The organism is Colwellia sp. E2M01 (assembly GCF_018860585.1).
Classification (GTDB): domain Bacteria; phylum Pseudomonadota; class Gammaproteobacteria; order Enterobacterales; family Alteromonadaceae; genus Colwellia.
The window spans coordinates 101,536-125,461 of the sequence record NZ_JAHKPR010000082.1 but is presented as its reverse complement, the minus strand read 5'-3'; the positions used below and the strand labels follow the sequence as shown (position 1 = coordinate 125,461).

Genomic DNA, 23,926 nt, shown 5'->3' with positions numbered 1-23,926 from the left:
CTACATCCATGTAGCGTCCTTGTCAAAATCTATAACGCCGCATATAAGCCTTTTAAACTCGCCCTTGGGAGCACGTCAGGGAAGTGATAATTTCATAAATTTGTTTGAAATAGAATGACTATATCGACACAAATTTTGCTCATTCTAACTTCCCTGACCGCGCTCTGAGTTGTGATCAAACTTAATAGAATTGGTATTATTACTCTTATTTTATTTAGGTTGGACAAATGCGAATCAATTCAGATTTTTCACAACAAGCTTCAATGCTGCCAAGTCAATATAGTTGGCAAACATCACCTCAAGCGGGTGTTGAGCGTGTAATGCTCGACAGAATAGGCGCTGAAAAAGCCAGAGCAACAAGCGTAGTACGCTATGCGCCTGAGTCTACTTTTCCAAGCCATGCTCACCCAGGTGGAGAAGAAATAATGGTACTTTCGGGCACCTTTTCAGATGAGTCGGGCGACTACCCACAAGGCTTTTATTTACGAAACCCGCTAGGATCTTCACATGCACCTAAGAGTAAAAGTGGCGCAACAATTTTCGTAAAACTGTGGCAAATGAGCGAAAAAGAAACCACACCTGTACGCATAAATACACACGACCCAGCTACGTGGATAACACAAAATAACCGTACAATCTGCCCGCTTTATCAAGATGAAAACGAAGTTACTAAACTGGTAAAGCTAGCCCCACAACAGCACCTATTTGATAATGTAAAAGCACATAATGCCTTAGAGTTATTTGTACTAAGCGGCAGCGTACTGCACAACGAGGTAGAATATTCAAAAGGAAGCTGGCTAAGGCTGCCAAGTAATAGCAAAGCACTAATATCAGCGGGAAACGATAGCGCTAAAATTTACCTTAAAGTCGGTGATTTTAACAATATAGGCAAAACATTGGCTGTGGAGGTTAAATAATGCGTACAAAAATTGCGATTATAGGCGGTGGGCTAAGCGGATTGTACGCGGCCTACCGGCTAGAGCAACAAGGCATTACCGATTACATATTGCTTGAAGCCAGAACCCAACTAGGTGGCCGCATTATGGACTTTACAAACCTGTCGCAAACTACAAAAAATAACTTTGATCTTGGCCCTACCTGGTTTTGGCCAGAGTTTCAGCCACAATTAAATGCCATTATTAACACCTTAAACCTTGAAGCATTTGCCCAGTACGATCAAGGCAACACCTTAGTAGAGAGATCCCATACGCAACCGCCAACAACGATGCGCGGTTATACGCATGCTCCTACGTCTATGCGGTTAAAAGGTGGCATGGGTACACTCATTAATGCCTTACATGCAAAGCTTAGCAACAAGCAAATAGTTACCGGCGCTTTGGTAAAATCGATTACCCACCAAAACAGTAATATTGAAGTTAACTTTAGCACCTCAAGCACAGCCGATAATAAAGTAAATGTTGAGCATGTAATGCTTGCGCTACCGCCACGTTTAGCCGTAAGCCAAATAACATTTACCCCAGCATTGCCAAGCAATTTAGTCACACAGTGGCAAAATACCGCAACATGGATGGCACCACATGCCAAGTATATTGCCGTGTACGATACAGCATTTTGGCGCGAACAAGCGTTATCAGGCAGTGCCCGTAGCAGCGTTGGGCCAATGGCTGAAATACACGATGCATCAAATCCAGAAGGCCAAGCTGCATTATTTGGCTTTATTGGTATACCCGCTGATGATCGAAAACACATCAGTAATGAAGATTTAATAACACATTGTCGAGCGCAATTAGTCAGGCTTTTTGGCGCACAAGCCGCCACACCAAAAGCTGATATTATTAAAGACTGGGCAAAAGACTCACTCACGGCAACGTCGCTAGATACACACGCAACTAATACGCATGCGCCAGCACCTGACATAACAGCGCAAAATGGCCCGTGGCATCAAAGTTTAGTCGGTATTGGCAGTGAATGGGCGATGCAATTTCCAGGCTATGTTGCCGGTGCGATAGAAGCGGCGAGCCATGGCATTGAGCAATACCTAGCCACATCAAACTGAAAAAATTTAAAAATGCTTCGGTATATGGCTGTGCAGTAACATGTTAAATGCCATTGATTACTTTAACGTTAACTGGAACATACAAATGCAATATTATGATGTTGATAACCAAGAGCCAGCATCTACAACTAAACTTAAATCAGACAGCAAGGCATAGCGGTTAGGTTAAACTATCGTTTTTAGGTAGACTTATCATTAACATGAGTTATAAACAAGTTTCACACGACATACAGCGAGGAAAAACATGTTAGAAATGGCCGTAATTTATCTAGCCGCAGCAATAGTTGCCGTGCCGATAGCAAAACGATTAGGTTTAGGCTCTGTACTGGGATATTTGATTGCGGGTATCTTAATTGGGCCTTTTGCATTTGGACTTGTGGGTGACCAAACCGATGTCATGCATTTTGCTGAGTTTGGCGTTGTAATGATGCTATTTCTCGTAGGCTTAGAATTACAGCCCTCGCGCTTATGGAAGTTAAGACATTCCATTGTTGGCTTAGGTGGTTTGCAAGTATTAATAACCAGCTCACTGTTCTTTGCTGTGTATTATTTTGGTCTGAGTTTACGGTGGGAAACTGCATTAGCAATCGGCTTAATGCTTGCTCTTTCTTCAACTGCGATTGTATTACAAACATTGACTGAAAAAGGCTGGATAAAACAAGAAGCTGGACAAAATGCTTTTTCTGTTTTGCTATTTCAAGATATAGCCATTATTCCTATTTTGGCACTTCTTCCGTTGTTGGCATTTTCAGATATAACAAGTGCCGCATCTGGCCATAGCAATTTAGTTGAGCATCTACCGGCTTATGCACAAGTGATCATCGCTTTAGTAACTATCGCAACCATTATACTTGCGGGTAAGTATATTTCAGCGCCGTTATTTCGTTATATTGCAGAAACGCGATTACGTGAATTATTCACATTGTTTGCGCTTTTCTTAGTAATTGTTATCGCCGTAATTATGCAAAAAATAGGCTTGTCACCTGCATTAGGGACGTTCTTAGCGGGTGTTGTTTTGGCTGAAAGCGAGTTTAGGCATGAATTAGAAGTTGATATAGAACCGTTTAAAGGCTTATTGCTTGGGCTATTTTTTATCACCGTTGGCGCATCAATCGACTTTCCTTTATTAATGACTCAATTTACTAACGTTATGCTTTTTGTTTGTGGGTTAATCATTATTAAAGCCGCAGTTTTGTATGCACTTGCGATATTATTTAAAATAAAAAGCAAACAAAAGTTACTGTTTACTTTGGCGCTAGCGCAAGGTGGCGAATTTGCCTTTGTACTATTATCACTCACCAGTTCGTTGAGTATTCTAACGCTAGAGCAAACCAAACTGACAACATTAGTCGTAGCAATATCTATGCTAATGGCTCCGCTGTTACTCATGTTCTACGATAAAATAATCGACCGCGAAGACACTGCTCAACGAGCATTTGATAGTCCGGAAGAAATTGAAGCGACTAAAAGCGTTATCATTGCTGGTTATGGCCGTTTTGGGCAAATTATCGGCCGCTTGCTTACAGCGCAGGGATACCACTTATCGATTCTTGATCATAGCCCCAGTCAAATAGAGTTATTAAGGCGGTTTGGTAATAAAGTTTTCTATGGTGATGCTGCGCGAAAAGATTTGCTCGATGCCTCAGGAGCAAACGACGCGCAACTATTGGTTATAGCTATCGACGACGCAGATAAGGTACTTGAAATAGCAGAACTTGCCAAAAAACACTATCCACATCTAAAAATTGTTGCACGCGCCATTGATCGTCGCCATGCATTTCAATTAATCAATGTGGGTATTGATAACTTTAAACGTGAAACGTTCGACTCAGCCTTGAGTTTAGGTGTTGATGCGTTAACGTTACTCGGACATGATAAAGAAATTTCAGAACGTGCAGGTAAAATATTTGCTGAGCATGATAATGAATCCTTAATAAAATTAGCGAAATTATGGGGTGATGATTATAGTTATGGTGTAGCCGTTAAACAACGTACAGAAGATTTGAAACAAGTGTTGCTTAAAGATAAGGAAGAACAAGAAAAACTAAATACTTGTCAAAAAGGTGATAATTCTCTATGTGATGAAATTACTTCACAATAAAAGTTTTAACTAAGTAGGGTCAGACTCTGACCCTACTTATATGGACCCCACTTATGTGACCTAGGCCTTTTTATAGCTTTTTAAACTCTATTTCATATTCAGTCTTAGATATCGAGGCTTTAAATACTGGTATGGAAATATTGTGATATTTAAGAGCATTTAAGATCCTCTCTTCTGTACCTTTGTTTGAGTTACTACCTAAATAAATACTAGATATTGCTTCAATAGGAATATCAGATAGCACAATATCCATTCCGTAGTCATCTTTTCCAGAAGAACGACGGCCATCAACATGGTTTAAGAAAATACGCTCTTCTTCTTCGTAAGACCAATCTATTGATTTATTACAAAACAATTCAAGACATGTATTATTAGTTTCATTAAAAATTTGACGTTTTGTTGAGTAGATCACAGGCTTAGGCTTTACTGCTTCACCTCTTAGATTCCTTTGGTTTAAAAACGCATGTGAATCATGAAACCCTATAATATACCCCTCATGATTCGATGCATAATGTGACCACATTAATATGTTTGAATTTGTTCTTGATAACGACAAAATGCACAAATGTTTCAAATGCTCTATTAAACTTAAACCAAATGAATAAGGACTAGTGTTTTCATAGATTTCATTTGCAAAACTATTTTTACTATTTTCAAGTATCTTTTTATTTTCGGGGGTTTTCTCTTCGTCAGGTGCATTTTCCCATATATTATCCATTTCCTTTAAAGTATTAGCTATCATACGATCATAAGTGCCATCTATGTTTTCTTGTGCGTTAATAAGTGGAAAGGACTCAAATGGATCATTTAAAGACTTAAATGGAGAGAACCTAATTGAGAGTTTCTCAATAACATCTAAACGTTCAATTGGTAGGTATTTGAAAAGCATAATATCTTACTTTTACATCTAGTTATGAAAAAACTATCATAAAACTCTTATTAGAACAATTAGGTGGATTTAAGATATGGTAATTATCTGTTAGGAAATATTAGGAAATAAGAATAAGTAGGGTCAGAGTAAACTTTATTCTATTACTTTAAAAGGGCGTCCCATTTTCTTTGGATGCATGCTTTTCCCCGTTAGTCTTTCTATTTGGTCTTTAAATGTGTTGCTACCGATTACCATGCCTTTGTTGGTTGCTTGACGAATATCGTTAATCATTTTTGCATCTAATTGATGTTGAAATAGGGCTCGGTAAGATAATTGTCTTGCTTGAGGGTCGTTGCTTATTGAAAGGTAAATCTGATGTGGAGTACAAAGCTGAGAGGCTTTACCTAGGGCGTTGATTTGATAGCTCGACCAGACATATTCGGCAGGGTCATTAACCATATTCGCTCTTACAGGATTGAGTTCAATATAACGATATAGTTGGATTAAGTATTCTTCGGTTTGCACTAAACTAGATTTGAAACGACCTTCCCAAAGTGTTCCGGTACGTTTGTATGTGTAATTAAAATATCTGACATATTGTCTACCAAGTGATTGCATCATAAGGCTAACAGCATTGGCTTTTTGAGGAGTACAAAGCAAATGAACATGATTTGTCATAAATACCCACGCGTGAATTTCGACATGAAATTTACGCGAGTACTCTTTTAGCCATCCAGTATAAGCTTTAAAGTCTTTTTCAGCCGTGAAGCAAACGTGGCGATTATTACCTCGTTGAATAACGTGTTGAGGAATACCGATGGGACAAATTCTTGGAGGTCTTGGCATGTGCAACTTCCTTGTTCAAAGTGACTTGAACTAGAAAGTATAGCTGAGAAATTTAAGTTTACTCTGACCCCACTTATGTTAACGGGTATTATTGGATTCACTTATTTAGCATTAACCGCGACTAAATCATCCGCTAAAACGGTTTAAAATTAAGTACCAAAACTGAAAAAACAAGGCGCACTTTTTATAAAAGCTCGCCTTGTTTTTTTGATTTATGTATTTAATTTGCTTACTTTAAACCTGTTTATAGCAATTTACTTACTATTGTTCTGGTCAAGCAGCATAAAATACCTCGAGTTTTTATGGTAGATTTAAACCTCTAAGTGCAATTATAGTATTTGGAGGTTTTTTGTATCTGTTAAAAATAAGAGTTGATGCAGAACCGTTAATTGAAAATCGTGGTATCGTTATTTATTTATCAACAAACTAAACTTTGAAAATATTCAGTCAAATATGAAGGTATTTATGAAATACATTTTAATCATCATAAGTCTATTAGTACTAAGTGCTTGCGGAAGCGGCTCTGATGATAAACAGGGTGGGAGTAATACTGATACACCAGGTGGCTCTCTCGATGAACAAGATAATTTTACTCTGCAAAACATAAGGTTTGATGGCAAAGATTATTTTGAAGGGGAGTCGGTGACGATAACAGAAGGAAGCAGTTTTGAAGTGCAATGGGTGTCACCCATTTTGGCGGCGTATAAAATAGATTTATATTTATCGACTAACGGTGAAGAGCATTCTGACAGCAATAAAATAGTAAGCCTTAAATGCGGTAGTACGTCTTTTTCGCTTTGTCCTAATGTAACAGGGGAGGTTGAGTGTGAAGTTGATGACAACCGTTTATTTTGTTCTATTGCAAATGACAACCTAGGGGAAGAGTCTTTTCTTGATGAAGATAAATCAAACTTAACCTTTATTGTAAAAGGTTGTGATGGTTTTAATAATTGCGATGTTAAAACATTTAATCTAATGGTAGAAAATGAGACTGATAAATAAATTAATAGGGTCTGTTGAGCTTTCGAGATGACTTTTACAGCAACTTGTTTGGACTTCTTTGCATTAATAGTAGGCACGTCACATGCGATAATGCCGCCTAAATTTCAAACAAGTGCTGCCTTTAGGTTCATTTAAAACGTATTTATTCATTGTTGCTTGCTTTTTAAATTGAATAAATTTTAATCCTGAAAGCTCAACAGAACCTAATGTGAATCAGCTTAGATCTCTTTATAGCACAGAGTTTGATTTCAAAAAAACTAGCGTTTAAAGTAGTCCCACATAACAAGGCTAATTATTAATTTTATTCATGCAATGATGAATTTATATCATTTTTATTAATTCGAGAGGTATTAGTAAAATGTCATTTGGTTACAGAACACCAATATCAAGAATTATGTATTAATTTCTACTGGCTAAAATCAGCAGCTAAGCCGTTATTTAGTAATTATTACGGTTTTTCAATTGCAGTAGCCAGCTATTGCTGAATTAAGCGCCTTACCCCTATCCATTTTTACTTCGTATAATCAGGCCATAAACTTTCGAAATTGGTATAAAACCTCAACGGCGATTTTCCGCCATAATAGTTCAGACACTAAGTGTCGTTTATAAAAATAGAAGAAGAAGTTAATGAATATCATTGAATTTATAACAAATAATATAACCACCTTTTTTGCCTTGGTTGCTACAGGTATATTTGCCGGAATTTTGGCAGGTTTATTAGGTGTAGGTGGCGGTATTGTTATTGTGCCTGTGTTGTTTTTCTTATTTCAGAGTTTTGGTGTGTCGCCAGAATCTGCCATGTTAGTGGCTACCGCAACGTCATTGGCGACCATAGTGCCAACCTCTGTTAGCTCTATTCGCTCTCATCATCATAAAGGTAATGTTGATTTTGAATTGTTAAAACGATGGGCAATATTCATTTTAATAGGGGTACTGGCAGGTAGTTGGTTGGTAACTCGTGTCGATGGAACGTTACTGACTATTTTGTTTGGGGTGATCGCCACCTTGTCTGCGCTAAATATGTTATTTAGATCATCAAAAGCTGCGTTATTTCAACAGCTGCCAGGCACTGCAGGGCAATCTGTTATGGGAACATCTATTGGCTTTTTCAGCTCAATGGTGGGTATAGGGGGTGGTACTATTTCTGTGCCTTTACTTACCTTATATAACTACCCTGCGCACAAAGCGGTTGGTACAGCGGCGGCAATAGGTTTAATTATTTCATTACCGGGTGCATTAACTATGCTCGCGCTAGGCACTACGCCTGTTGATGCGCCTGTAGGTACTTTTGGTTTAGTGAATGTTATTGGTTTTATTTGTATTGTGCCGTTAACGGTATTATTTGCGCCTGTTGGTGCGTCGTTAGCGGCGAAGTTAGATGCGGTAAAATTGAAAAGAGTGTTTGCCATAGTATTGCTGTTTACTGGTTTACGTATGTTGGCGCAATTGGCGCTTTAAAACTCGAGCGTTTACATAGCGAGAGCTACGGTTTTATAGTGAGTATAAATCTATGATTTAACCGTAGCCTTGTTATTTTACTAAATAGTAGCTTATTAACAGTACTTTATTATTTAATAACTTAAAACGCACTTGCCCGTTTTTTAATGTGTTTTTTTGAAAGCTCTTGCCTAACAATGGCAGCACCTGCACTCAACGCATTTAATTTGGCTGTTGCAATTTCACTAGGTAGTGGTGCCATACCACAGTTAGTACACGGATAGAGTTTATCGGCATCTACATAGTTAAGTGCCTTTCTCAATGTGTTAGCAACTTCTTCAGGTGTTTCAATAGTGTTGGTTGCAACATCAATCGCGCCAATCATTATTTTTTTACCGCGAAGTAGTTCAATTAATTCCATTGGCACATGCGAGTTTTGACACTCTAATGAGATGATATCAATGTTAGATTGTTGTAGTTTCGGAAAAACGTTTTCATATTGACGCCATTCAGACCCTAAGGTTTTTTTCCAATCGGTATTAGCTTTAATACCGTAGCCATAACAAATATGTACTGCAGTTTCACATTTAAGCCCTTCAATGGCTCTTTCTAAACAAGCAATACCCCATTCGTTTACTTCATCAAAAAACACGTTAAAAGCAGGCTCGTCAAATTGAATAATATCAACACCTATGGCTTCTAACTCTTTCGCTTCTTGGTTGAGTATTTTGGCAAATTCCCATGCTAGTTTCTCACGACTTTTGTAATGATCATCATATAAAGTATCAATCATGGTCATAGGGCCAGGTAGCGCCCATTTTATTGGTTGTGTAGTTTGCTGGCGTAAAAACTTAGCGTCTTCAACAAAGACTGATTTTTGACGAGAAACAGGGCCAACAACGGTTGGTACGCTGGCGTCATAACGATCACGAATGCGCACGGTTTCACGTTTTTCAAAGTCAACGCCGTTTAGGTGCTCAATAAATGTTGTCACAAAATGTTGGCGCGTTTGTTCGCCGTCGCTCACTATGTTAATGCCTGCTTGTTGCTGGTCTTGCAAAGATAAACGTAAAGCCTCTTTTTTTCCGGCGATAAGCTCTTCATCTTGTAACTTCCAAGGCGACCAAAGTGTTTCCGGCTCAGCAAGCCAAACAGGTTTAGGTAAACTACCTGCAGTTGACGTAGGTAGTATTAATTTATTGAAAAGTTCTTTGTTTGTGTATTCGGGCTTAGCAAGTGTTGTCATAATAAATCATGCCTCATTTTATAATTTGTTTTCATCGCATTGAGCGTATTAGTGTTTGATTGTGCACTGTTATTACGCGATTTTACTGAGCGTAGTTATTAGACCATTGCTCAAGCACCGTTTGATAAGGTTTAATAAAGTGTTGCTCAGCAAATTTACCTTGTTCAATACCTAAACTGCTACGCTCTTTTCTGTCGTAAACAATTTGCGTTAATGAGTGATCAGGGTTCTTTAAACTTGGCTTGTAACATTTACCCGCCACCGCATTTGCGTTATAAATTTCTGGTCTATAGATTTTTTGAAACGTTCCCATGGTACTTATGGTGCTAATCAACTCAAGGTTGGTGTAATCAGCAAGTAGATCACCAAAGAAATAGAAGGCTAAAGGCGCTACGCTATTGGGTGGCATAAAGTAACGAACCTGTAAGCCCATCTTTTTAAAGTACTGCTCGGTTAAAGAAGCATCACTAGGTTGATATTCAAAACCTAAAACGGGATGTTGGTTTTCGGTTTTGTAATAGGTTTTAGTGTCAGAAACGCTCAAACAGATCACCGGTGGCTTGGCAAAATTATCTTTGTAAGTATTTGAATTAACGAAGTGTTTGAATATTTTTCCGTGTAATTCACCAAAGTTATCAGGAATACTAAATTGGTTTTTATTCTTATTATGCTCTGACAACAAAATGCTAAAATCATAATCTCGTACATAAGAAGAAAAGTTATTACCAACAATGCCTTCAATACATTTATTAGTTTTATGGTCAACAATGTTGGTTTTTAATATTTCAATAGACGGGAAAGATTGCCCGCTGGCTTCAATATCGATATCGACCGAAACAATTTCAAGCTCGACAGAGTAGCGATCACCATTGGCGTTATCCCAATGAGCTAATGCATTGAAACTATTGTCAATCATGGTTAAGGCATTACGTAAGTTTGCTTGACGGCTCTCACCTCTAGCTAAGTTAGCAAAGTTAGTGGTAGTGCGTGTATTTTCTGCAGGTTGATAGTCTTCGTCGAAACTAATTTTTTTGATGGTAAATATAAAATCTTTATTTTTCATGGCTAAGTACTCTATTTTGTAAGCTTCCAGTGATAAAGCCGGAGTTAATTGTTTGCTCTTTTTTAGCTTTAGTTAGCAAAAATTATTTACCGTGTTGTCATGTACAAACAAAGTAATTAGTACCGATTTGTTTAAACAATAATGATAATTTTGCTGTTAGCTAAAAGCCTAGAGTGATTTATACGCGGATATTTGTATGAATAAAATTGATTTAAATTCATTTAATGATTAGTTTTAATCATAGGTTTTGTTGATGGCAGTTAGATAATTGATATGAATAGAATAGAAAGTATATCTATATTCTATTCTTTTCATTTATGATTTTTTGAGGGCTTTAGCTAGTGTTGATGCTCTAAATGCTGATAATTTGAAAATTTTCCAAGAAAGCAGCTATCTAATGAAGTATCTAATCGGTACTTCAATTGATAACCGTTGACTTGCAATATGTTCAGGAGGTTTCGGTAGAGGATCAGCTCTAGCAATTAATTGAACTGTAGCATTATCAAGTAATCTAACACCGCTAGTTTTTGATAGTGAAGACGATATAATTTCACCTTCTTTATTAATATCAAAATGTACAGTTACAGTACCTTGTCTTTTTTGTTTTAACGCTAAAGGAGGGTAGCGCTTTAACCCTTCTAAATGTGCTTGCACTTTATGTTGCCATTGCGCCATGGCTAATTCATTTTGGTTTTTAGCAACAGCGCCTTTGTCTAATTGATGCTCAGCATGTAAGGATACTTGCTGATTAAGCGCTTGTTGTGAATCAATATTATTATTTTCTTCTACAGTTTCTGCGACTTCGGTTACTTCAACGTCGTCTGGTATTTCCTCTTTATTATTGTCTACCGGCTCAATGGGTTTAGATTCTTTAATTGGCTTGGCTGACTCTTCAATAACTTCCTGTTTTATTTCATTTTCAACGACTTCCTCTTTAATATCGGTTTGCTCAATGAGAGGGCTTTTTTTAACTGCTTGATGTTTACCGTTGTTTGTTTGAGTTTCAATAATAATTTCAGGATTTTTTGCTATTGTTGATGACACTGGAGCCGTTTCGGTTCTTTTTATGGTTTTTTTAGCAGGGGTATTGGCTTGAGCATAAATCATAATAACCGCAGAAGGAGGTGCGGCGCTAATTTCAATATTTTTTTCTTTGCTTGTTATCATTGTTGCAATAACCGCGGTATGTATTAACATCACTGCGATAAATGCTAAACACCAACTTTTACGGGTAATAAAGAAATTATTAATTTTGCGTACCTTGCTCTTTACGTTCACTTAAGACTCACTTAGTGCTTTTTCAGGTTCGGCCACTAAACCAATATTAGCAATGCCTTGGCTTCTAATTAAATTCATCAATGTCATTAATTGCTCATAATTAATGCTTTTGTCAGCTTGTATGTAAACCAACTCTTCGTCTTGCTGGGCAACCGCTTGCTTTATTTCACTCGCTAGGTTTTCTAGTGAAATGGTATTTTCAGCCATAACATAACTACCTTCCTTAGTAATAGTTACTACTACAGGGTTAGGGGGCGGCAGCTCACTTGCCTCTTTATTACTGGTGGGTAGTTCAATAGGTACGGTAATAGTGGCAAGGGGAGCTACCACCATAAAAATGATAAGTAGCACTAACATTACATCTATAAAAGGCGTGACATTAATGTCATGGTTTTCAACTAATTCCTCTTCAGTATCATTAAATTGCATTTTTAGGATCGCTTTGTTTTGGTAAGGTTTCTAGGTCTAATTCTCGAGAAAGTAAGCGGTTAATATGCGCTGATAGTTCATGTAGTTGTCCAGCAACATGAGCTACTTTTCGACTAAAAACGTTATAAAGCATTACGGCAGGAATAGCTGCGACTAAACCTAAGGCAGTAGCAAATAATGCTTCAGCAATACCCGGAGCCACCACGGCTAAATCAGTAGTGTTGCTTTCACTAATACCAATAAAACTGTTCATTATACCCCAAACAGTGCCGAACAAGCCGATAAAAGGCGCGGTAGAGCCAACGGTTGCTAAAAATCCAAGTTGACTTATTAGTTGTTTTTTTTGTTGCTTTTCAATAGCCATTAGTGCCATTTGTACACGCTCTTTAATTCCTTGACTTGGCATGCCAGTAGGAGACAAATCAAGCTCACTAAAAGGAGTGTTGATCATTTTTTGACTCACACTACAAGTAACAGGGGCTTTTTGTAAGTCATGTAAATAATGAATAGGTAAGCACTGCTCTAAGCTTGTTGATATTTGCTTACTTAATTTACCGACTTCACGAAATTTTACACATGCAATAGTCCAGCTAATAACTGATGCGAATAGTAATATTAAAATAACAGTTTTAACCACTAAGCCAGCCATAAAAAACATGCCTAACGGTGATAGATCGTGTCCTTGTGCGCTTGCGTCACTAGCATGCGCAGTACCGCTTATAATAAAGAGGGTTATCGCAGTTAATAATACTATTAAGCGACTTTTTTTCGACGAGTGTTCCACAATAATAATCCTGAATAAGTTAAGTAAATAATTGAAATACAAACTAGTGTCCAAATAATAGCGCCAGTAAAGCCTAAAATTTCACCTGTATGTAATGGGTACCATAGTTGGTTGTATTGAGCGGCTATCGATTGTTTAGCGGTATCGTGAAAGCCAATTTTTTCACCTGTATTTCCATCATAGAATGCTTTTTTCCAGCCCATAGGATGTACATCATTAGGGCTGCGTAATTGCACTACAAAGGGTTTGAATGTATTGGGTTTAGGTAAACTAATGCTGGTGATAGTTAACAATGGGTATTGCTCACTAGCCTTTGATAAAACTAGGTTTACACGCTTATGCGAGTTAACTTTTTGTCTTGAATTTGGCGGCTCAAGTAAAGGCGGAGATTGCGTTATAGTATAAACAAAGGGAATAACCACCTTTTTAAACGTAACCGTAATACCGGTAAGCGTAATTACAATGATTAAAGGTAGGGCAATAACACCAAGCAAATTATGCAGACTTAAACGCTGCTTCTTTTTAAGTGCGTAAACTATAGTGCGTTTACGCATAGGCCACCATAAATACACGCCAATTAAACCAAGTAACATTAGTATTGTACTAACTGCGGCGACAATGTAACGGCCAGGCTGATCAACTAACAAGTTACGGTGAATACGCTTAATAAAAGTTAATGGTAATGATGGGCTATTTTCAATCAGAGTAATATCACCATCATAAGGGTTAATGTATAACCTAAAAAAAGGACGCTTTTTGCCTTGTTGTTTCGATGCATAAATTAAATAAGGGTGCCAACTCGACTTAGGCGCAACTGCCATATGTAAGGTTAACGATGGTAGCTCCTGCTGAGCTTTATTAATTATTTTCGCCATAGGCAATAACGGAAGGTTATTAGGATTAGCGATAGTTTGTGGATTATTAAGTCCACGAATATAAGTATCAAACGCTAAAATAATGCCAGTAATCGCAATTAACAGTAGTGGTATGCAGGCTATTAGGGCTAAATAAAGGTGTATCTTCTTCCAGTATTTTCGACGGGATAAAGTGGTAAGGACAATTGATTTCATAGATGAATAGTTAGGTGCCTTTTTAAGGCACCTAACTCCTGTTGACTACAACATTAGAACGTGTAATTTACTCCAAGCCATAATGCTCGACCAATATTCGTTTCTTCAGGCGCTTTGTCACCTACAATTACTTGACCATAATTATGCTCATCGGTAACATTTTCAATGCGTGCGGTGAATAGTGTTTTGCTGTTGAATTGCCACGAAACACCAAGATCAAGTAGTTGATAATCTTCTCTTTCAATAACAGAGCCATCAGCTTGTGTGCTATCAAAACCGCCATTTAAAAAGCCTTTTGCCCATAGTGCTACTTGGTTGTTTAGTGCGTAATCTAGTTGTAAACCTAGCTGGTTAGTTGGCACTGGAGTTACTTGATCACCCCAAAAGATATTACCGTTAACATGGCTGCCATCTTCACGAATAGCGTCTAAATCAATAATGTGAGTGAAGTTAACGGTTAATGATAAGTTGTCAGTAATTAACTGCATCCAATCAAATTCAAGCCCTTGTTGTTTAACCAGCATACTTTCAATGCGACCGTCATTACGACGTGGAACACCGTCTTGATCTACTTGATAAAGTGCCATATCAACTGAGCCAGAACTCCAGTTATAAGTAGCGCCTATTTCATAAGTTAGCGCTTCAACAATTTCATCACCTGCGCCTTCAGGGTTTAATGCGTCAGTACCAAAGTTACCGTATTTACTGTAATAACGGTTGTAACCACTTGAAATTGAGCTACGCAAGTTTAACGCACTTGTTACTTGATAGCCGGCACTTAACTCATAAGATAATACAGAATCAGTTGCTAAGTTTTCGTCTTGAACGGTGTTATCTAAGGTTATTTCATTGTCAAACCAGGTATTACGTAAACCTAAAGTAAAAACCCAGTCTTTTTTATAGGTAAAGGTATTACTATTTTTGATAGACGTATCGTTAAACTGGTTATGCCACTGGTTATCACGGTAGGCGTCTATCATTGAGTATTCAGCGCCAACAGTACCAACATAACCCCAATTATCATTTAATGTATGAGTAAAAAAGGCATTAGCAAAAGCTATTTTGTTGTCTGTGCCACGATCACGATTACGCGCTTCCCATTGCATATCAGAAGTTGAATACACTAGGCCTGCTTGAAATGATAAATTTTTATCGACCATATGATCTAAAGTTAACGAGCTCACTAATGAGCTTGATTCAATTTCATTTAAGTCACCGTTACGATAAATTAAAGGGTTCGAATCATCGGCAATGAATAATGCTTCTAAACGAGTTTCTTCGCTAAAGTTCCAACCTAACTTAGCAACACCGCCTTTAACTGTTTGTTCTTCCATGTTTTGAGGAGTGCCTTGATAGTCACCATCTAACCAGCGACCAGTAATATAGTAGTCACCTTGTTCAGTACCATTAGCAGCTTCTAGCTGTATTTGATATTCATCAGCGGTGCTGTAATCTGCAGTTACTGCGACATGGTTTTTATAGTTACGACCTGATTTAATTTGCGTAACGATAGTACCGCCATCAGTGCCATCACCGTACATTACCCCTTGACTACCTTTATATACAGTTACATTTTCAATGGCACCACTTGGTATTAACGTATTAGCGTAACCGCCGCCTTCTGTTTGCGTTAAACGAAATGTTGGTAAACCATCAATAGAAGTTGCAGCGCCAAAATCACCAAAAGTACGGATTTTAGTACTACCTCCAAAATGATCTGAAGATCCTGGCGCCGTGATCATACCACTGACACTTTGTTGCAATGTATTTAAGGTGTTTACTGAGTTGTGCTCTTCAAGCTGACTACCAGAGGTTTGACTTGTTGAACGGTTACTGGCAGAGGCATCAATCGCTTGCTTACGTAATGATTGTGCTTGATGAACTTCACTTGCACTAACATCTATCGCCTCTAAGGTAATAGATTCATTTTGTTGACTTTTAGATTCTTGATTTTCGACAGCAAATGCTTTGTTAGAAAGAGCCAAGATAATTGCGCCGAAGATAATAGATTTAGAAAACGCTATGGGCTGAGTGAGGTTGGAAACTGAGTTTAACACGGAATATCCTTTGTTTATGGAGTTTATATCAAATGCTAAGGTAAGTGTGAATAGCAATCATTCCTATTATACATAATGATGAATTATATTCTATGGTAGTATGTTAAAATTATGTAATTCTATTATAGAGGTTTAGTTTACTTTTTAGGTATGGGGTAGGCTTAGATAAATGAGAAGTATAATTAATACTGTATATCTGCGCCTTTGCGTATTAAATCGACTAGAAAAGCAATATCGATGAAAGTCGCCTAAACTATTCATGTGTTTGTGTTAGGTGTATTTGGTTAACATAACTAGTCGTTATGTTTTTATCTGGGCTAAAATTAGATATTAAATGGCTAGCTTATCTAAACTAACTTCGCCAAAGCGTGCTAATAATAAGTCTTCTGAGGCTTTAAGTGCGTTAGCAAGTTCTCGATTTACTGCTTTTTCAATAAGGCATTCTGTATTTTCATCACTTAAACCAATAGTGAAAACAGAGCTTTCCCCTAAGGCGTTATGAATATCTAGCAAGGTGATATCAGCGAGTGCGACATTTAAACGCCAGCCGCCGCCGTGTCCTTTCACTGAAGTAACGTAGCCTTTATCACGTAAGCAGCCCATGGTACGCCTTACTACAACAGGATTAGTTTGTAAGATTATTGCTATATGATCTGAGGTTGCAGGCTCGTCCATGTGATCCATGTGGATTAAAATATGGAGCATGCGTGATAAGCGACTGTCTTTTCTCATTTTATTCTCTTTCTATTTTCTTATTCTTTTGTGAATAGCCACAGCTATTTATTCGCTTGATAATATCACGAAACTTTAAATGTTTCATGTGTTGACTTTTTTAACTCATGTAACTTAATATGTTTCGTGAGTTGGTGGTTTTGAGTGATTTGTAACTTAGTAATGATTAATGAATAGGTCTGCAATCACTAACGATTAAAAAATATGAGGAATTAAAGATGAAGCAAGATGTTGTGATTATTGGTGGTAGTTTTGCAGGGATCTCTGCTGCGACCCAATTAGTAAGAGCTCAGCGTAAAGTTACAGTAATTGATGCTGGTAAACCGCGAAACCGATTTACGGATCATTCACATGGTTTTTTAGGATTAGATGGTTACAGCCCAACTGCTATTAAAGAGAAAACATGGCAGCAATTACAAGCATATGAAAGTGTCACTATCATTGAAGATAAAGTGATTGATATTAATAAAGAAGCTCAGGGCTTTACTGTAAAACTTAACAACGGCGCCACAATAGACTGCAAAAAAATAATTCTCGCTACTGGTTTAAAAGATGAATTACCAGATATTAAAGGCGTTAAAGAGCGTTGGGGCAAAACAGTTATTCATTGCCCTTATTGCCATGGTTATGAATTACGTAATCGTTCGTTAGGTGTTATTGCGACAGGGCCGATGTCGTTACATCAAGCAGGTATGATCCCTGATTGGGGCGTAACCACCTATTTTTCTCAAGGTGAATATCAGCCTGACCCAGAGCAAAAATTATTTTTACAGCAACGTGGCGTTAGCTTTGAAGACACACCTATTGTTGAAGTATTAGGTGATAATCTTGAAGTCTCTGCGGTAAAACTTAGTGATGGTCGAACGATTGAATTAGGTGGATTATATGTTGGCCCTAAAACACACATGGCGAGTCCATTTGCTGAACTTTTAGGTTGTGAATTTACCGACGGGCCAATGGGAGCGGTAGTGGTAACTGACGATTTTAAAGAAACCTCAGTTAAAGGCGTTTTTGCCGCTGGCGATATTGCTAACCCAATGCAAAATGCTACTTTTGCTTCTGCCTCAGGTGTAATGGCAGGTATTGGCGCACATAAACAATTAATTCAAGAGTTGCTCTAGTTAATATCAGTGAAAACAAGGTTGTTAGAATGACAAAAAATACCGAATCATTAGAGTTTTGGGAAACTACCTTTAAAGATAAACAAATGATGTGGGGAGATGAATCTTCAAATACTACAGCATTAACGGTTGAACTCTTTAAAAATAACGGCTTGAAAAAGGTGTTAATTCCAGGGTTTGGCTATGGTCGTAATGGCAAGGTTTTTAGCGACAATGGTTTTAATGTTACTGGGATTGAAATATCTGCAACCGCAATCGACATAGCGCATAAACAATATGGTGATAGCATGAAAGTGTATCACGGTAATGTCACTAACATGCCTTTTGATGATGAAATATATGACGGAGTTTTTTGTTATGCCTTGCTTCACTTACTTAATGAAAATGAGCGTACAAACTTGATAAATAACAGCTATCAACAACTTAAAAGTAATGGGTACATGGTATTTGTTACCTTATCTAAGCATAGTCAAACCTATGGCGAAGGTGTTGAAATAAGTAAAAACAGGTTTGCTAGCAAGCATGGGGTTAATTTATTTTATTATGATGAAGCGACGATAAAAGCACAGTTTAGTGACTATGGTTTACTTGAAATAAAAGAAGTTAATGAGTATTCACAAACCTTTTGGTTCATTATTTGTAAAAAATAACGTTGTTTTTAACATTGATTATGAAAGTAAAAGTTAGGGAATTATGTAATGAATATTAGTGTTAGGCCTTAACGGCACTGTAAATTAAGTCGATTGAGGATATGAAGTGCACCAGAAATTGCTACTTCATATCCAACCCAATTTTTTAAAAAACAACGCACATCAAAATATGGTTAACGCCTAGCCCATGCTTATATAAATGTTTTTAATACATTTAAAGCAAAGATATGTAATTAGGTAATTTAGTTATTCTATCCATCCATGCCTGAATATGAGTATATTTATCCACGTCTATGCCACCTTCATGTGTAATTGATATGTAAGGATAAACCGCGCAATCAGCAACGGTTGGGCGATTCGCCGCTAACCAATTATTGTTGGCAAGGTGATCATTTATTAAAGTTAATATTCGCTCTGATCGTGCTAAACACAATGAATAATCGCTTTCTAAGCCAAATTTTTTAATGAGTCGAGCAGTGTTTGGCCCATGCTGTATTTCGTTAGACGCGACAGATAACCATTGCATTACTTCAGCTTGCAAATGCGCCTCGCTAGGCCACCATGCTTCTCCGCCATATTTATTTGCTAAATAAACCAATATTGCCTGCGAATCTCTTAATACAACCTCGCCATCTTCAAGTATAGGGATTTCACCCCAAGAATTTAGTTGCATTAGCTTGTTTTCTTTGTGCTCTCTTCGAACAAAATCGACAGGGATGATAGATAATGGCGTATCGATAAGTGATGCAAATAATCTCACTTTGTAACAATTACCGGATAAATCTAAATCATAGAGTTTCATTGTTTATTTCCTCTGATACTAGTTGATTGAATTCAAGAACATTGCCGTCTGGATCTCGAATAAATAATGCGATTCTTCTTAGCCCAATCTGTTTAGGGCCTTCGGTGATTTTTATCCCAGCGTTAACTAACCAAGTTTGCAGTTTAGCTAAATCATTAATGATAAATGCAGGATGTGTGATGCCGGGTTTTTTAATGGCTTCATCAAGTAGTACGTTTTGGCGATCTTTAGTTTTTGCGCCATTAAAAATAAGGTTAATGCGAACACCTGCTGAGCTAACCATTTCATTGGCTTCACCTTGTGGTATGCGATAGGTTTCTTTAAAGCCAAGGCGTTCATAAAAACGCACTGCTTCAGTTCTATCGCTGACTCTGATACCAATATGGTCATAAGCTAAAGCAACTTCAGTGTTTATTTCAGATACCGTATTCATTACATAAGTGCCCTTTAAGTTTTGGCTATTTACTTTTGATTGTTTATTTCTGACAAGAGCACTATGACACTTTGTTATTTAAAAGATAATACGGTAGATTTGATAATAATATTTTCAATAAATGAGATAATTATGGATCGGTTAGAAGTGATGTCTATGTTGATCAAGGTTGTCGAGGTAGGCAGCTTTTCAGCAGCAAGCAAAGCATTAAATATTCCACTGCCTACGTTAAGTCGAAAAATATCAGAGCTTGAAAAGCAATTAGGTATTCGTTTGTTACACAGAACAACAAGAAAACTGTCATTAACTGCGTCAGGCGTAGATTACCTTGCCGCTTGTAAACGTATTCTTGAACAGGTTGAAGAAGCTGAGCGCAGTGTTAAAGGCGAATACGCCGAGCCCAGAGGGGAGTTAATAATAACCGCGCCTGTTATGTTCGGAAAATTATATGTACTGCCTATTGTGAATGAATTTTTATCATTGTATTCAAACATCAACGTGCAATTAATTTTGTCAGATGGAAACATCAATTTATATGAGAATGAAGTTGATATGGCGATAAGAATTGGCGAGTTACCTGATAGCTCTATGATTGCGACTCAAGTGGGCAAAATTAGAGTAGTGACTTGCGCAAATCAACAACTGTTAAATGCTCATAAACAATTATTATCTCCTCATGATTTAATTGCATTACCGAGCATATCGTTAAATATTACCAAATCACTGCCTGATTGGAGTTATATGCAACCTGATACTAAGGTAATGTTTAATATAAAAATGCCTGCTAGATTAACGGTAACTGATACCGAAGCCGCAGTGAATGCTGCTATTTGTGGTGTAGGGGTAACACAGCAATTACATTACCAAGTTAAAAGTGCGGTAGATAAGGGGTTACTTAATATAATATTGGCAGAGTTTGAGCCTAGCAGTGTACCGGTAAATTTAATGCATAAATCGAGGAAATACATGCCACAAAAAATGAAGAGCTTTTTAGATTTTGCATCGCCAAAACTTAAAAATAAAATTAATCAATTAACCGTTTAGTTTACATTATTGAGCCTAACTTTATATTTAGCCGGTATAGGTAAGACTTTCTATTTTAAGTATTTATTTAATTTAGCATACAGTTTATTTACTTCTATCGGTTTGCTTATATGTCCGTTAAAACCATTGTTTAAATAGTTTTCTACATCTTCTAAAATAACGTTTGCGGTAAAAGCGATAATAGGAATGTTGGGGCTTAAATTTTTGATAACTTTACAAGCTTCAATACCATCTAAAACTGGCATTTGAATATCCATTAAGATCATATCAGGCTGAAACTCTTTGTAGGCGTCTATTGCCAGTTGGCCATTTTCAACTATTTTAAGTGTTGCATTAGTTTTTGTTAGCATAGCTTTAATTATCACCTGGTTAATTCTATTATCTTCAGCGATAAGAATTTTTCTGCCTTTTAGCTCAGGAGCGTCTAGCAAATCCTCTTCTATCAATTCTGGTGAAGTACCTTCTTTTAGAGGTAAGTTAACTTCAAAGCTAGTACCAACCCCTAATGTACTTTTTACGTCGATAGTGCCTTGCATTAAATTAATTAAATTTTGGGTGATCGCCATACCAAGCCCCGTGCCACCGTATAATCGAGAGGTTGAGGTATCGGCTTGAGTGAATTGCTCAAATAAATGATCAATCGTTTCTTGGGTCATACCAATGCCAGTATCGCTGACCTTAATACATAGTTGTGTTTCCCCATCTATATTTTTGTGTAATAACTCAATAGTGATGCAGCCTTTTTCTGAAAACTTACTAGCGTTAGAAACAAGGTTAGTCAAAATCTGCTTAATTCTTGTAGGATCACCTTGCCAAATATCGGGTATTGCATTTTGATACGATGTTTTTAGCTCAATAGATTTTTGGGTTAAAATAGGACTTAGGTTAGAGGTAACTGATTCAACTATTTTACGGAGAGAAAAATCAATATTCTCGAGCGTTAACATTTTGGACTCTATTTTAGAAAAATCGAGAATATCGTTGATAATTGTTAACAAAGAATGAGCCGAAAATTCAGCATTTTTCAACAGTTCGCGGCTATCATTTTGTGTCACTTTGTCTTTCAGTAATTGAAGCGTGCCAAGTACACCATTCATCGGGGTTCTAATTTCGTGGCTCATGGTTGCCAAAAACTGGCTTTTAGCTTGATTAGCTTCGGTTTCTTCCTGCATAGCTAAATTTAATGAATTTGTTCTTTTTTTCACTAACCTGTCGAGATATAACTGTCGGTTATTCATCAATAAAAGCGAAGTAATTATTGAGGTAACTATGACCACTAATAATAAGAAAAAACGCGCGAAATCTTGATTTCTTCGTTGGCTTAAAAATTCTTCGTTAGCAAAAAGTTGTACCTGCCAAAACTGACCCGCAACATTAATACTGTATTTTTTGCGCAAACTTTCTTTAATAGGCTTGGTGATATTTGTAGTAAACCATTGCGGATTATTTTCTTCGAAAATTTTATAATAAAACAAGTTCTTTTGTAGGTGACTAACCGCATTAATAATAACTTTTTCTGCTAAATAAACGCCGGTCACAAAACCAAGTAACTTATTATTTTCAATGAAGCCCTCTTTGCTTTTTTTAGTTTTTTCAAACACCGGAAAAAATATCAAAAAGCCAGGTTCTTTTTCTGTTGATTGAACCAATTGAATTATAGGTGTTGCTCGTGGTTGAAAATTTAGCATTACTTCCGCTAGCGTAGCTTTACGTGAAGGGTTTGCATTTACATTTAACCCAATGGCTTGTTCATTTTTGGCTTCAGGGCTAATGAACTTAACATAGACGATATCGTCATCAGAATTTAGAGGAGTACCTTTAATCACTTTTTCTTGTTGATAATCGAGGGAAAGCGCGGCTTCGTGTATATTCTTTTGTGTTTGTTTGATCCGTGGATTCCACGACATGGCTGTTAATGTTGTCGATTTATTAAATAAAGGTGCGGTCAAGGTTTGAAATTGTTTACGTGATAGTGTCGGGTTATCTTGAATCAAGCTTGCTAATTCATTTAATAGCTCAACACTATGGCTGACTTGTCGGTATATACCATTCTCAATAATGGTTGTTCCATTTTCAATTAATTTATCAGTATTAACCTTGGTATTACTGATAAAAAAATGTGTGAGTAAGCTAATAATGATGAATAAGGCACTAATTGAATACAGTATTATGCCACGTGTTTTCCCTTGTTTTGTAAAGTGCTTAAAATTAATAATAGTGAGTATAAAGGGCGTGGCGAGTAAAACACCAAGAGAGTCACCTAACCACCAAAATAGTAAGTTAAGTTTCACGTTTCCAATAGCATAGTCTGGGTTGAAGAAGCTTAGTGCATTTACGCCAATAGTAGCGGAGATTAAATTAACGAGTATACCTACTATAAAAATGAAATAGAGTGACTTACCATTATTCGATTGATGGATAGGGTTGCCGAGCCAATAGCGTAATAACGCGCCACCCACAATAGCCTGTATGCCAGCACCTAAAGCAATAATGGAATTTTGTAGCACGCTTTGAGTCACAATATTAGTTAACTCAAAATCAGGAGCAATAGATAGGTTGAAAATAAAAGAGGCTAAGATTACTGCGGGGAAAAAACGCCACCACCATAAATAACAACCAACAAGTGCAATTCCTGCAGGTAACCAAATGGGCATTATTTGATTTTGAAATGATATAAAAGATAAAAAATGACCTGAGAAAATATAACTCAAAAATAGCACTGCGTATAACAACCAAGTTTTTTTGATAGAGTAATTTTTGGTAGAGTAACGAGTGCTAATCGTAAGGTTTGATTTTAGGGGAGCTTTATTGAACACAAATTTCCAAAAAAATTTATTTTTCATTTTCAATTTATTATAGGTCAAATATGTGCGATTACAATAAAACAGGTCTTTATTGGTTTACTGAAAAATTAAATAAAGCGTTATTAATACCAATCTGATT

General features: G+C 37.0%; 21 protein-coding genes. 8 read left to right on the top strand and 13 right to left on the bottom strand.

The genetic code is table 11. The features are described from left to right. Nucleotides 1-227: 227 nt before the first annotated feature. From KO502_RS16100 to KO502_RS16090, 3 genes are all read left to right on the top strand, one after another. The gene (locus tag KO502_RS16100) at nucleotides 228-917 is read left to right on the top strand and encodes a cupin domain-containing protein (protein ID WP_216023593.1); all 690 of its coding nucleotides are present in this window, start codon (nucleotides 228-230) and stop codon (nucleotides 915-917) included. Beyond that, a complete protein-coding gene (locus KO502_RS16095; RefSeq protein WP_252730804.1) occupies nucleotides 917-2,017 on the top strand; it encodes an FAD-dependent oxidoreductase in 1,101 nt (366 codons plus the stop codon). Before KO502_RS16100 ends, KO502_RS16095 begins: the two co-directional genes overlap by 1 nt. Nucleotides 2,018-2,261: 244 nt before the next feature. Continuing rightward, nucleotides 2,262-4,118, top strand: a complete 1,857-nt coding sequence (locus tag KO502_RS16090; RefSeq protein WP_216023592.1) for a monovalent cation:proton antiporter-2 (CPA2) family protein — start codon at nucleotides 2,262-2,264, stop codon at nucleotides 4,116-4,118. Between the two features lie 70 nt (nucleotides 4,119-4,188). Here KO502_RS16090 and KO502_RS16085 read toward each other — a convergent pair whose 3' ends face one another. Together KO502_RS16085 and KO502_RS16080 are read right to left on the bottom strand one after the other, a co-directional pair. After that, complete coding sequence (locus KO502_RS16085) at nucleotides 4,189-5,007, bottom strand: DUF2971 domain-containing protein (protein ID WP_216023591.1); 819 nt, start codon at nucleotides 5,005-5,007, stop codon at nucleotides 4,189-4,191. Nucleotides 5,008-5,142: 135 nt separating this feature from the next. After that, complete coding sequence (locus tag KO502_RS16080; protein ID WP_216023590.1) at nucleotides 5,143-5,835, bottom strand: transposase; 693 nt, start codon at nucleotides 5,833-5,835, stop codon at nucleotides 5,143-5,145. A 465-nt stretch (nucleotides 5,836-6,300) separates the two neighbouring features. Here KO502_RS16080 and KO502_RS16075 point away from each other — a divergent pair, with 465 nt between their 5' ends. Together KO502_RS16075 and KO502_RS16070 are read left to right on the top strand one after the other, a co-directional pair. Then, entirely contained in the window at nucleotides 6,301-6,837 is a 537-nt protein-coding gene (locus KO502_RS16075; RefSeq protein ID WP_216023589.1) for a hypothetical protein, read from the top strand. Between the two features lie 627 nt (nucleotides 6,838-7,464). Then, nucleotides 7,465-8,295 carry a sulfite exporter TauE/SafE family protein gene (locus tag KO502_RS16070; protein WP_216023588.1) on the top strand — a complete coding sequence of 277 codons (831 nt, stop codon included), beginning with the start codon at nucleotides 7,465-7,467 and terminating at the stop codon, nucleotides 8,293-8,295. 121 nt (nucleotides 8,296-8,416) lie between these two features. Here KO502_RS16070 and KO502_RS16065 read toward each other — a convergent pair whose 3' ends face one another. The 8 genes from KO502_RS16065 to KO502_RS16030 form a co-directional block, all read right to left on the bottom strand. Beyond that, nucleotides 8,417-9,520, bottom strand: coding sequence for a methionine synthase (locus KO502_RS16065; RefSeq protein WP_216023587.1), 1,104 nt, complete (start codon nucleotides 9,518-9,520; stop codon nucleotides 8,417-8,419). Between the two features lie 82 nt (nucleotides 9,521-9,602). Continuing rightward, entirely contained in the window at nucleotides 9,603-10,583 is a 981-nt protein-coding gene (locus tag KO502_RS16060) for a DUF1852 domain-containing protein (RefSeq protein WP_216023586.1), read from the bottom strand. Between the two features lie 390 nt (nucleotides 10,584-10,973). Beyond that, a complete protein-coding gene (locus tag KO502_RS17350; RefSeq protein ID WP_216023585.1) occupies nucleotides 10,974-11,861 on the bottom strand; it encodes an energy transducer TonB in 888 nt (295 codons plus the stop codon). After that, on the bottom strand, nucleotides 11,862-12,290 hold the full coding sequence (locus tag KO502_RS16050) for a biopolymer transporter ExbD (protein WP_216023584.1): 429 nt from the start codon (nucleotides 12,288-12,290) through the stop codon (nucleotides 11,862-11,864). It lies immediately after the preceding gene. Continuing rightward, nucleotides 12,280-13,074 (bottom strand): tonB-system energizer ExbB, encoded by a 795-nt coding sequence (exbB, locus tag KO502_RS16045; RefSeq protein ID WP_216023583.1) that lies wholly within the window; start codon nucleotides 13,072-13,074, stop codon nucleotides 12,280-12,282. The genes KO502_RS16050 and exbB overlap by 11 nt, the downstream gene beginning before the upstream one ends. Continuing rightward, complete coding sequence (locus tag KO502_RS16040) at nucleotides 13,044-14,144, bottom strand: PepSY-associated TM helix domain-containing protein (protein WP_216023582.1); 1,101 nt, start codon at nucleotides 14,142-14,144, stop codon at nucleotides 13,044-13,046. Before KO502_RS16040 ends, exbB begins: the two co-directional genes overlap by 31 nt. A gap of 53 nt (nucleotides 14,145-14,197) precedes the next feature. Further along, nucleotides 14,198-16,201 (bottom strand): TonB-dependent receptor, encoded by a 2,004-nt coding sequence (locus KO502_RS16035; protein WP_216023581.1) that lies wholly within the window; start codon nucleotides 16,199-16,201, stop codon nucleotides 14,198-14,200. Between the two features lie 330 nt (nucleotides 16,202-16,531). Further along, the gene (locus KO502_RS16030) at nucleotides 16,532-16,933 is read right to left on the bottom strand and encodes an Rrf2 family transcriptional regulator (protein ID WP_216023580.1); all 402 of its coding nucleotides are present in this window, start codon (nucleotides 16,931-16,933) and stop codon (nucleotides 16,532-16,534) included. A 173-nt stretch (nucleotides 16,934-17,106) separates the two neighbouring features. Between KO502_RS16030 and KO502_RS16025 the strand changes: the two genes are divergently transcribed. Both KO502_RS16025 and KO502_RS16020 read left to right on the top strand, forming a co-directional pair. Then, nucleotides 17,107-18,054: an NAD(P)/FAD-dependent oxidoreductase gene (locus KO502_RS16025; protein WP_354668346.1), complete on the top strand. Its 948-nt coding sequence runs from the start codon at nucleotides 17,107-17,109 to the stop codon at nucleotides 18,052-18,054. Between the two features lie 29 nt (nucleotides 18,055-18,083). Continuing rightward, nucleotides 18,084-18,704, top strand: a complete 621-nt coding sequence (locus tag KO502_RS16020) for a class I SAM-dependent methyltransferase (RefSeq protein ID WP_216023578.1) — start codon at nucleotides 18,084-18,086, stop codon at nucleotides 18,702-18,704. Between the two features lie 214 nt (nucleotides 18,705-18,918). On the opposite strand, the gene KO502_RS16015 is transcribed toward KO502_RS16020, so the two are convergent. Together KO502_RS16015 and KO502_RS16010 are read right to left on the bottom strand one after the other, a co-directional pair. Next, entirely contained in the window at nucleotides 18,919-19,506 is a 588-nt protein-coding gene (locus KO502_RS16015) for a glutathione S-transferase (protein WP_216023577.1), read from the bottom strand. Further along, entirely contained in the window at nucleotides 19,493-19,939 is a 447-nt protein-coding gene (locus KO502_RS16010) for a VOC family protein (RefSeq protein WP_216023576.1), read from the bottom strand. The genes KO502_RS16015 and KO502_RS16010 overlap by 14 nt, the downstream gene beginning before the upstream one ends. A gap of 132 nt (nucleotides 19,940-20,071) precedes the next feature. Here KO502_RS16010 and KO502_RS16005 point away from each other — a divergent pair, with 132 nt between their 5' ends. Further along, nucleotides 20,072-20,983, top strand: a complete 912-nt coding sequence (locus KO502_RS16005; RefSeq protein ID WP_216023575.1) for a LysR family transcriptional regulator — start codon at nucleotides 20,072-20,074, stop codon at nucleotides 20,981-20,983. 50 nt (nucleotides 20,984-21,033) lie between these two features. On the opposite strand, the gene KO502_RS16000 is transcribed toward KO502_RS16005, so the two are convergent. Then, entirely contained in the window at nucleotides 21,034-23,826 is a 2,793-nt protein-coding gene (locus KO502_RS16000; RefSeq protein WP_252730803.1) for an ATP-binding protein, read from the bottom strand. Nucleotides 23,827-23,926 lie beyond the last annotated feature (100 nt).

What these genes read in the sequence shown, in the direction of transcription:
- KO502_RS16075 (WP_216023589.1), top strand. Translation starts at nt 6,301, where the DNA reads ATGAAATACATTTTAATCATCATAAGTCTATTAGTACTAAGTGCTTGC.
- KO502_RS16000 (WP_252730803.1), bottom strand. Translation starts at nt 23,826, where the DNA reads ATGAAAAATAAATTTTTTTGGAAATTTGTGTTCAATAAAGCTCCCCTA.
- KO502_RS16030 (WP_216023580.1), bottom strand. Translation starts at nt 16,933, where the DNA reads ATGAGAAAAGACAGTCGCTTATCACGCATGCTCCATATTTTAATCCAC.
- KO502_RS16090 (WP_216023592.1), top strand. Translation starts at nt 2,262, where the DNA reads ATGTTAGAAATGGCCGTAATTTATCTAGCCGCAGCAATAGTTGCCGTG.
- KO502_RS16005 (WP_216023575.1), top strand. Translation starts at nt 20,072, where the DNA reads ATGGATCGGTTAGAAGTGATGTCTATGTTGATCAAGGTTGTCGAGGTA.
- KO502_RS16015 (WP_216023577.1), bottom strand. Translation starts at nt 19,506, where the DNA reads ATGAAACTCTATGATTTAGATTTATCCGGTAATTGTTACAAAGTGAGA.
- KO502_RS16050 (WP_216023584.1), bottom strand. Translation starts at nt 12,290, where the DNA reads ATGCAATTTAATGATACTGAAGAGGAATTAGTTGAAAACCATGACATT.
- KO502_RS16100 (WP_216023593.1), top strand. Translation starts at nt 228, where the DNA reads ATGCGAATCAATTCAGATTTTTCACAACAAGCTTCAATGCTGCCAAGT.
- KO502_RS16085 (WP_216023591.1), bottom strand. Translation starts at nt 5,007, where the DNA reads ATGCTTTTCAAATACCTACCAATTGAACGTTTAGATGTTATTGAGAAA.
- KO502_RS16070 (WP_216023588.1), top strand. Translation starts at nt 7,465, where the DNA reads ATGAATATCATTGAATTTATAACAAATAATATAACCACCTTTTTTGCC.
- KO502_RS16060 (WP_216023586.1), bottom strand. Translation starts at nt 10,583, where the DNA reads ATGAAAAATAAAGATTTTATATTTACCATCAAAAAAATTAGTTTCGAC.
- KO502_RS16010 (WP_216023576.1), bottom strand. Translation starts at nt 19,939, where the DNA reads ATGAATACGGTATCTGAAATAAACACTGAAGTTGCTTTAGCTTATGAC.
- KO502_RS16020 (WP_216023578.1), top strand. Translation starts at nt 18,084, where the DNA reads ATGACAAAAAATACCGAATCATTAGAGTTTTGGGAAACTACCTTTAAA.
- KO502_RS16080 (WP_216023590.1), bottom strand. Translation starts at nt 5,835, where the DNA reads ATGCCAAGACCTCCAAGAATTTGTCCCATCGGTATTCCTCAACACGTT.
- KO502_RS16095 (WP_252730804.1), top strand. Translation starts at nt 917, where the DNA reads ATGCGTACAAAAATTGCGATTATAGGCGGTGGGCTAAGCGGATTGTAC.
- KO502_RS16065 (WP_216023587.1), bottom strand. Translation starts at nt 9,520, where the DNA reads ATGACAACACTTGCTAAGCCCGAATACACAAACAAAGAACTTTTCAAT.
- KO502_RS16040 (WP_216023582.1), bottom strand. Translation starts at nt 14,144, where the DNA reads ATGAAATCAATTGTCCTTACCACTTTATCCCGTCGAAAATACTGGAAG.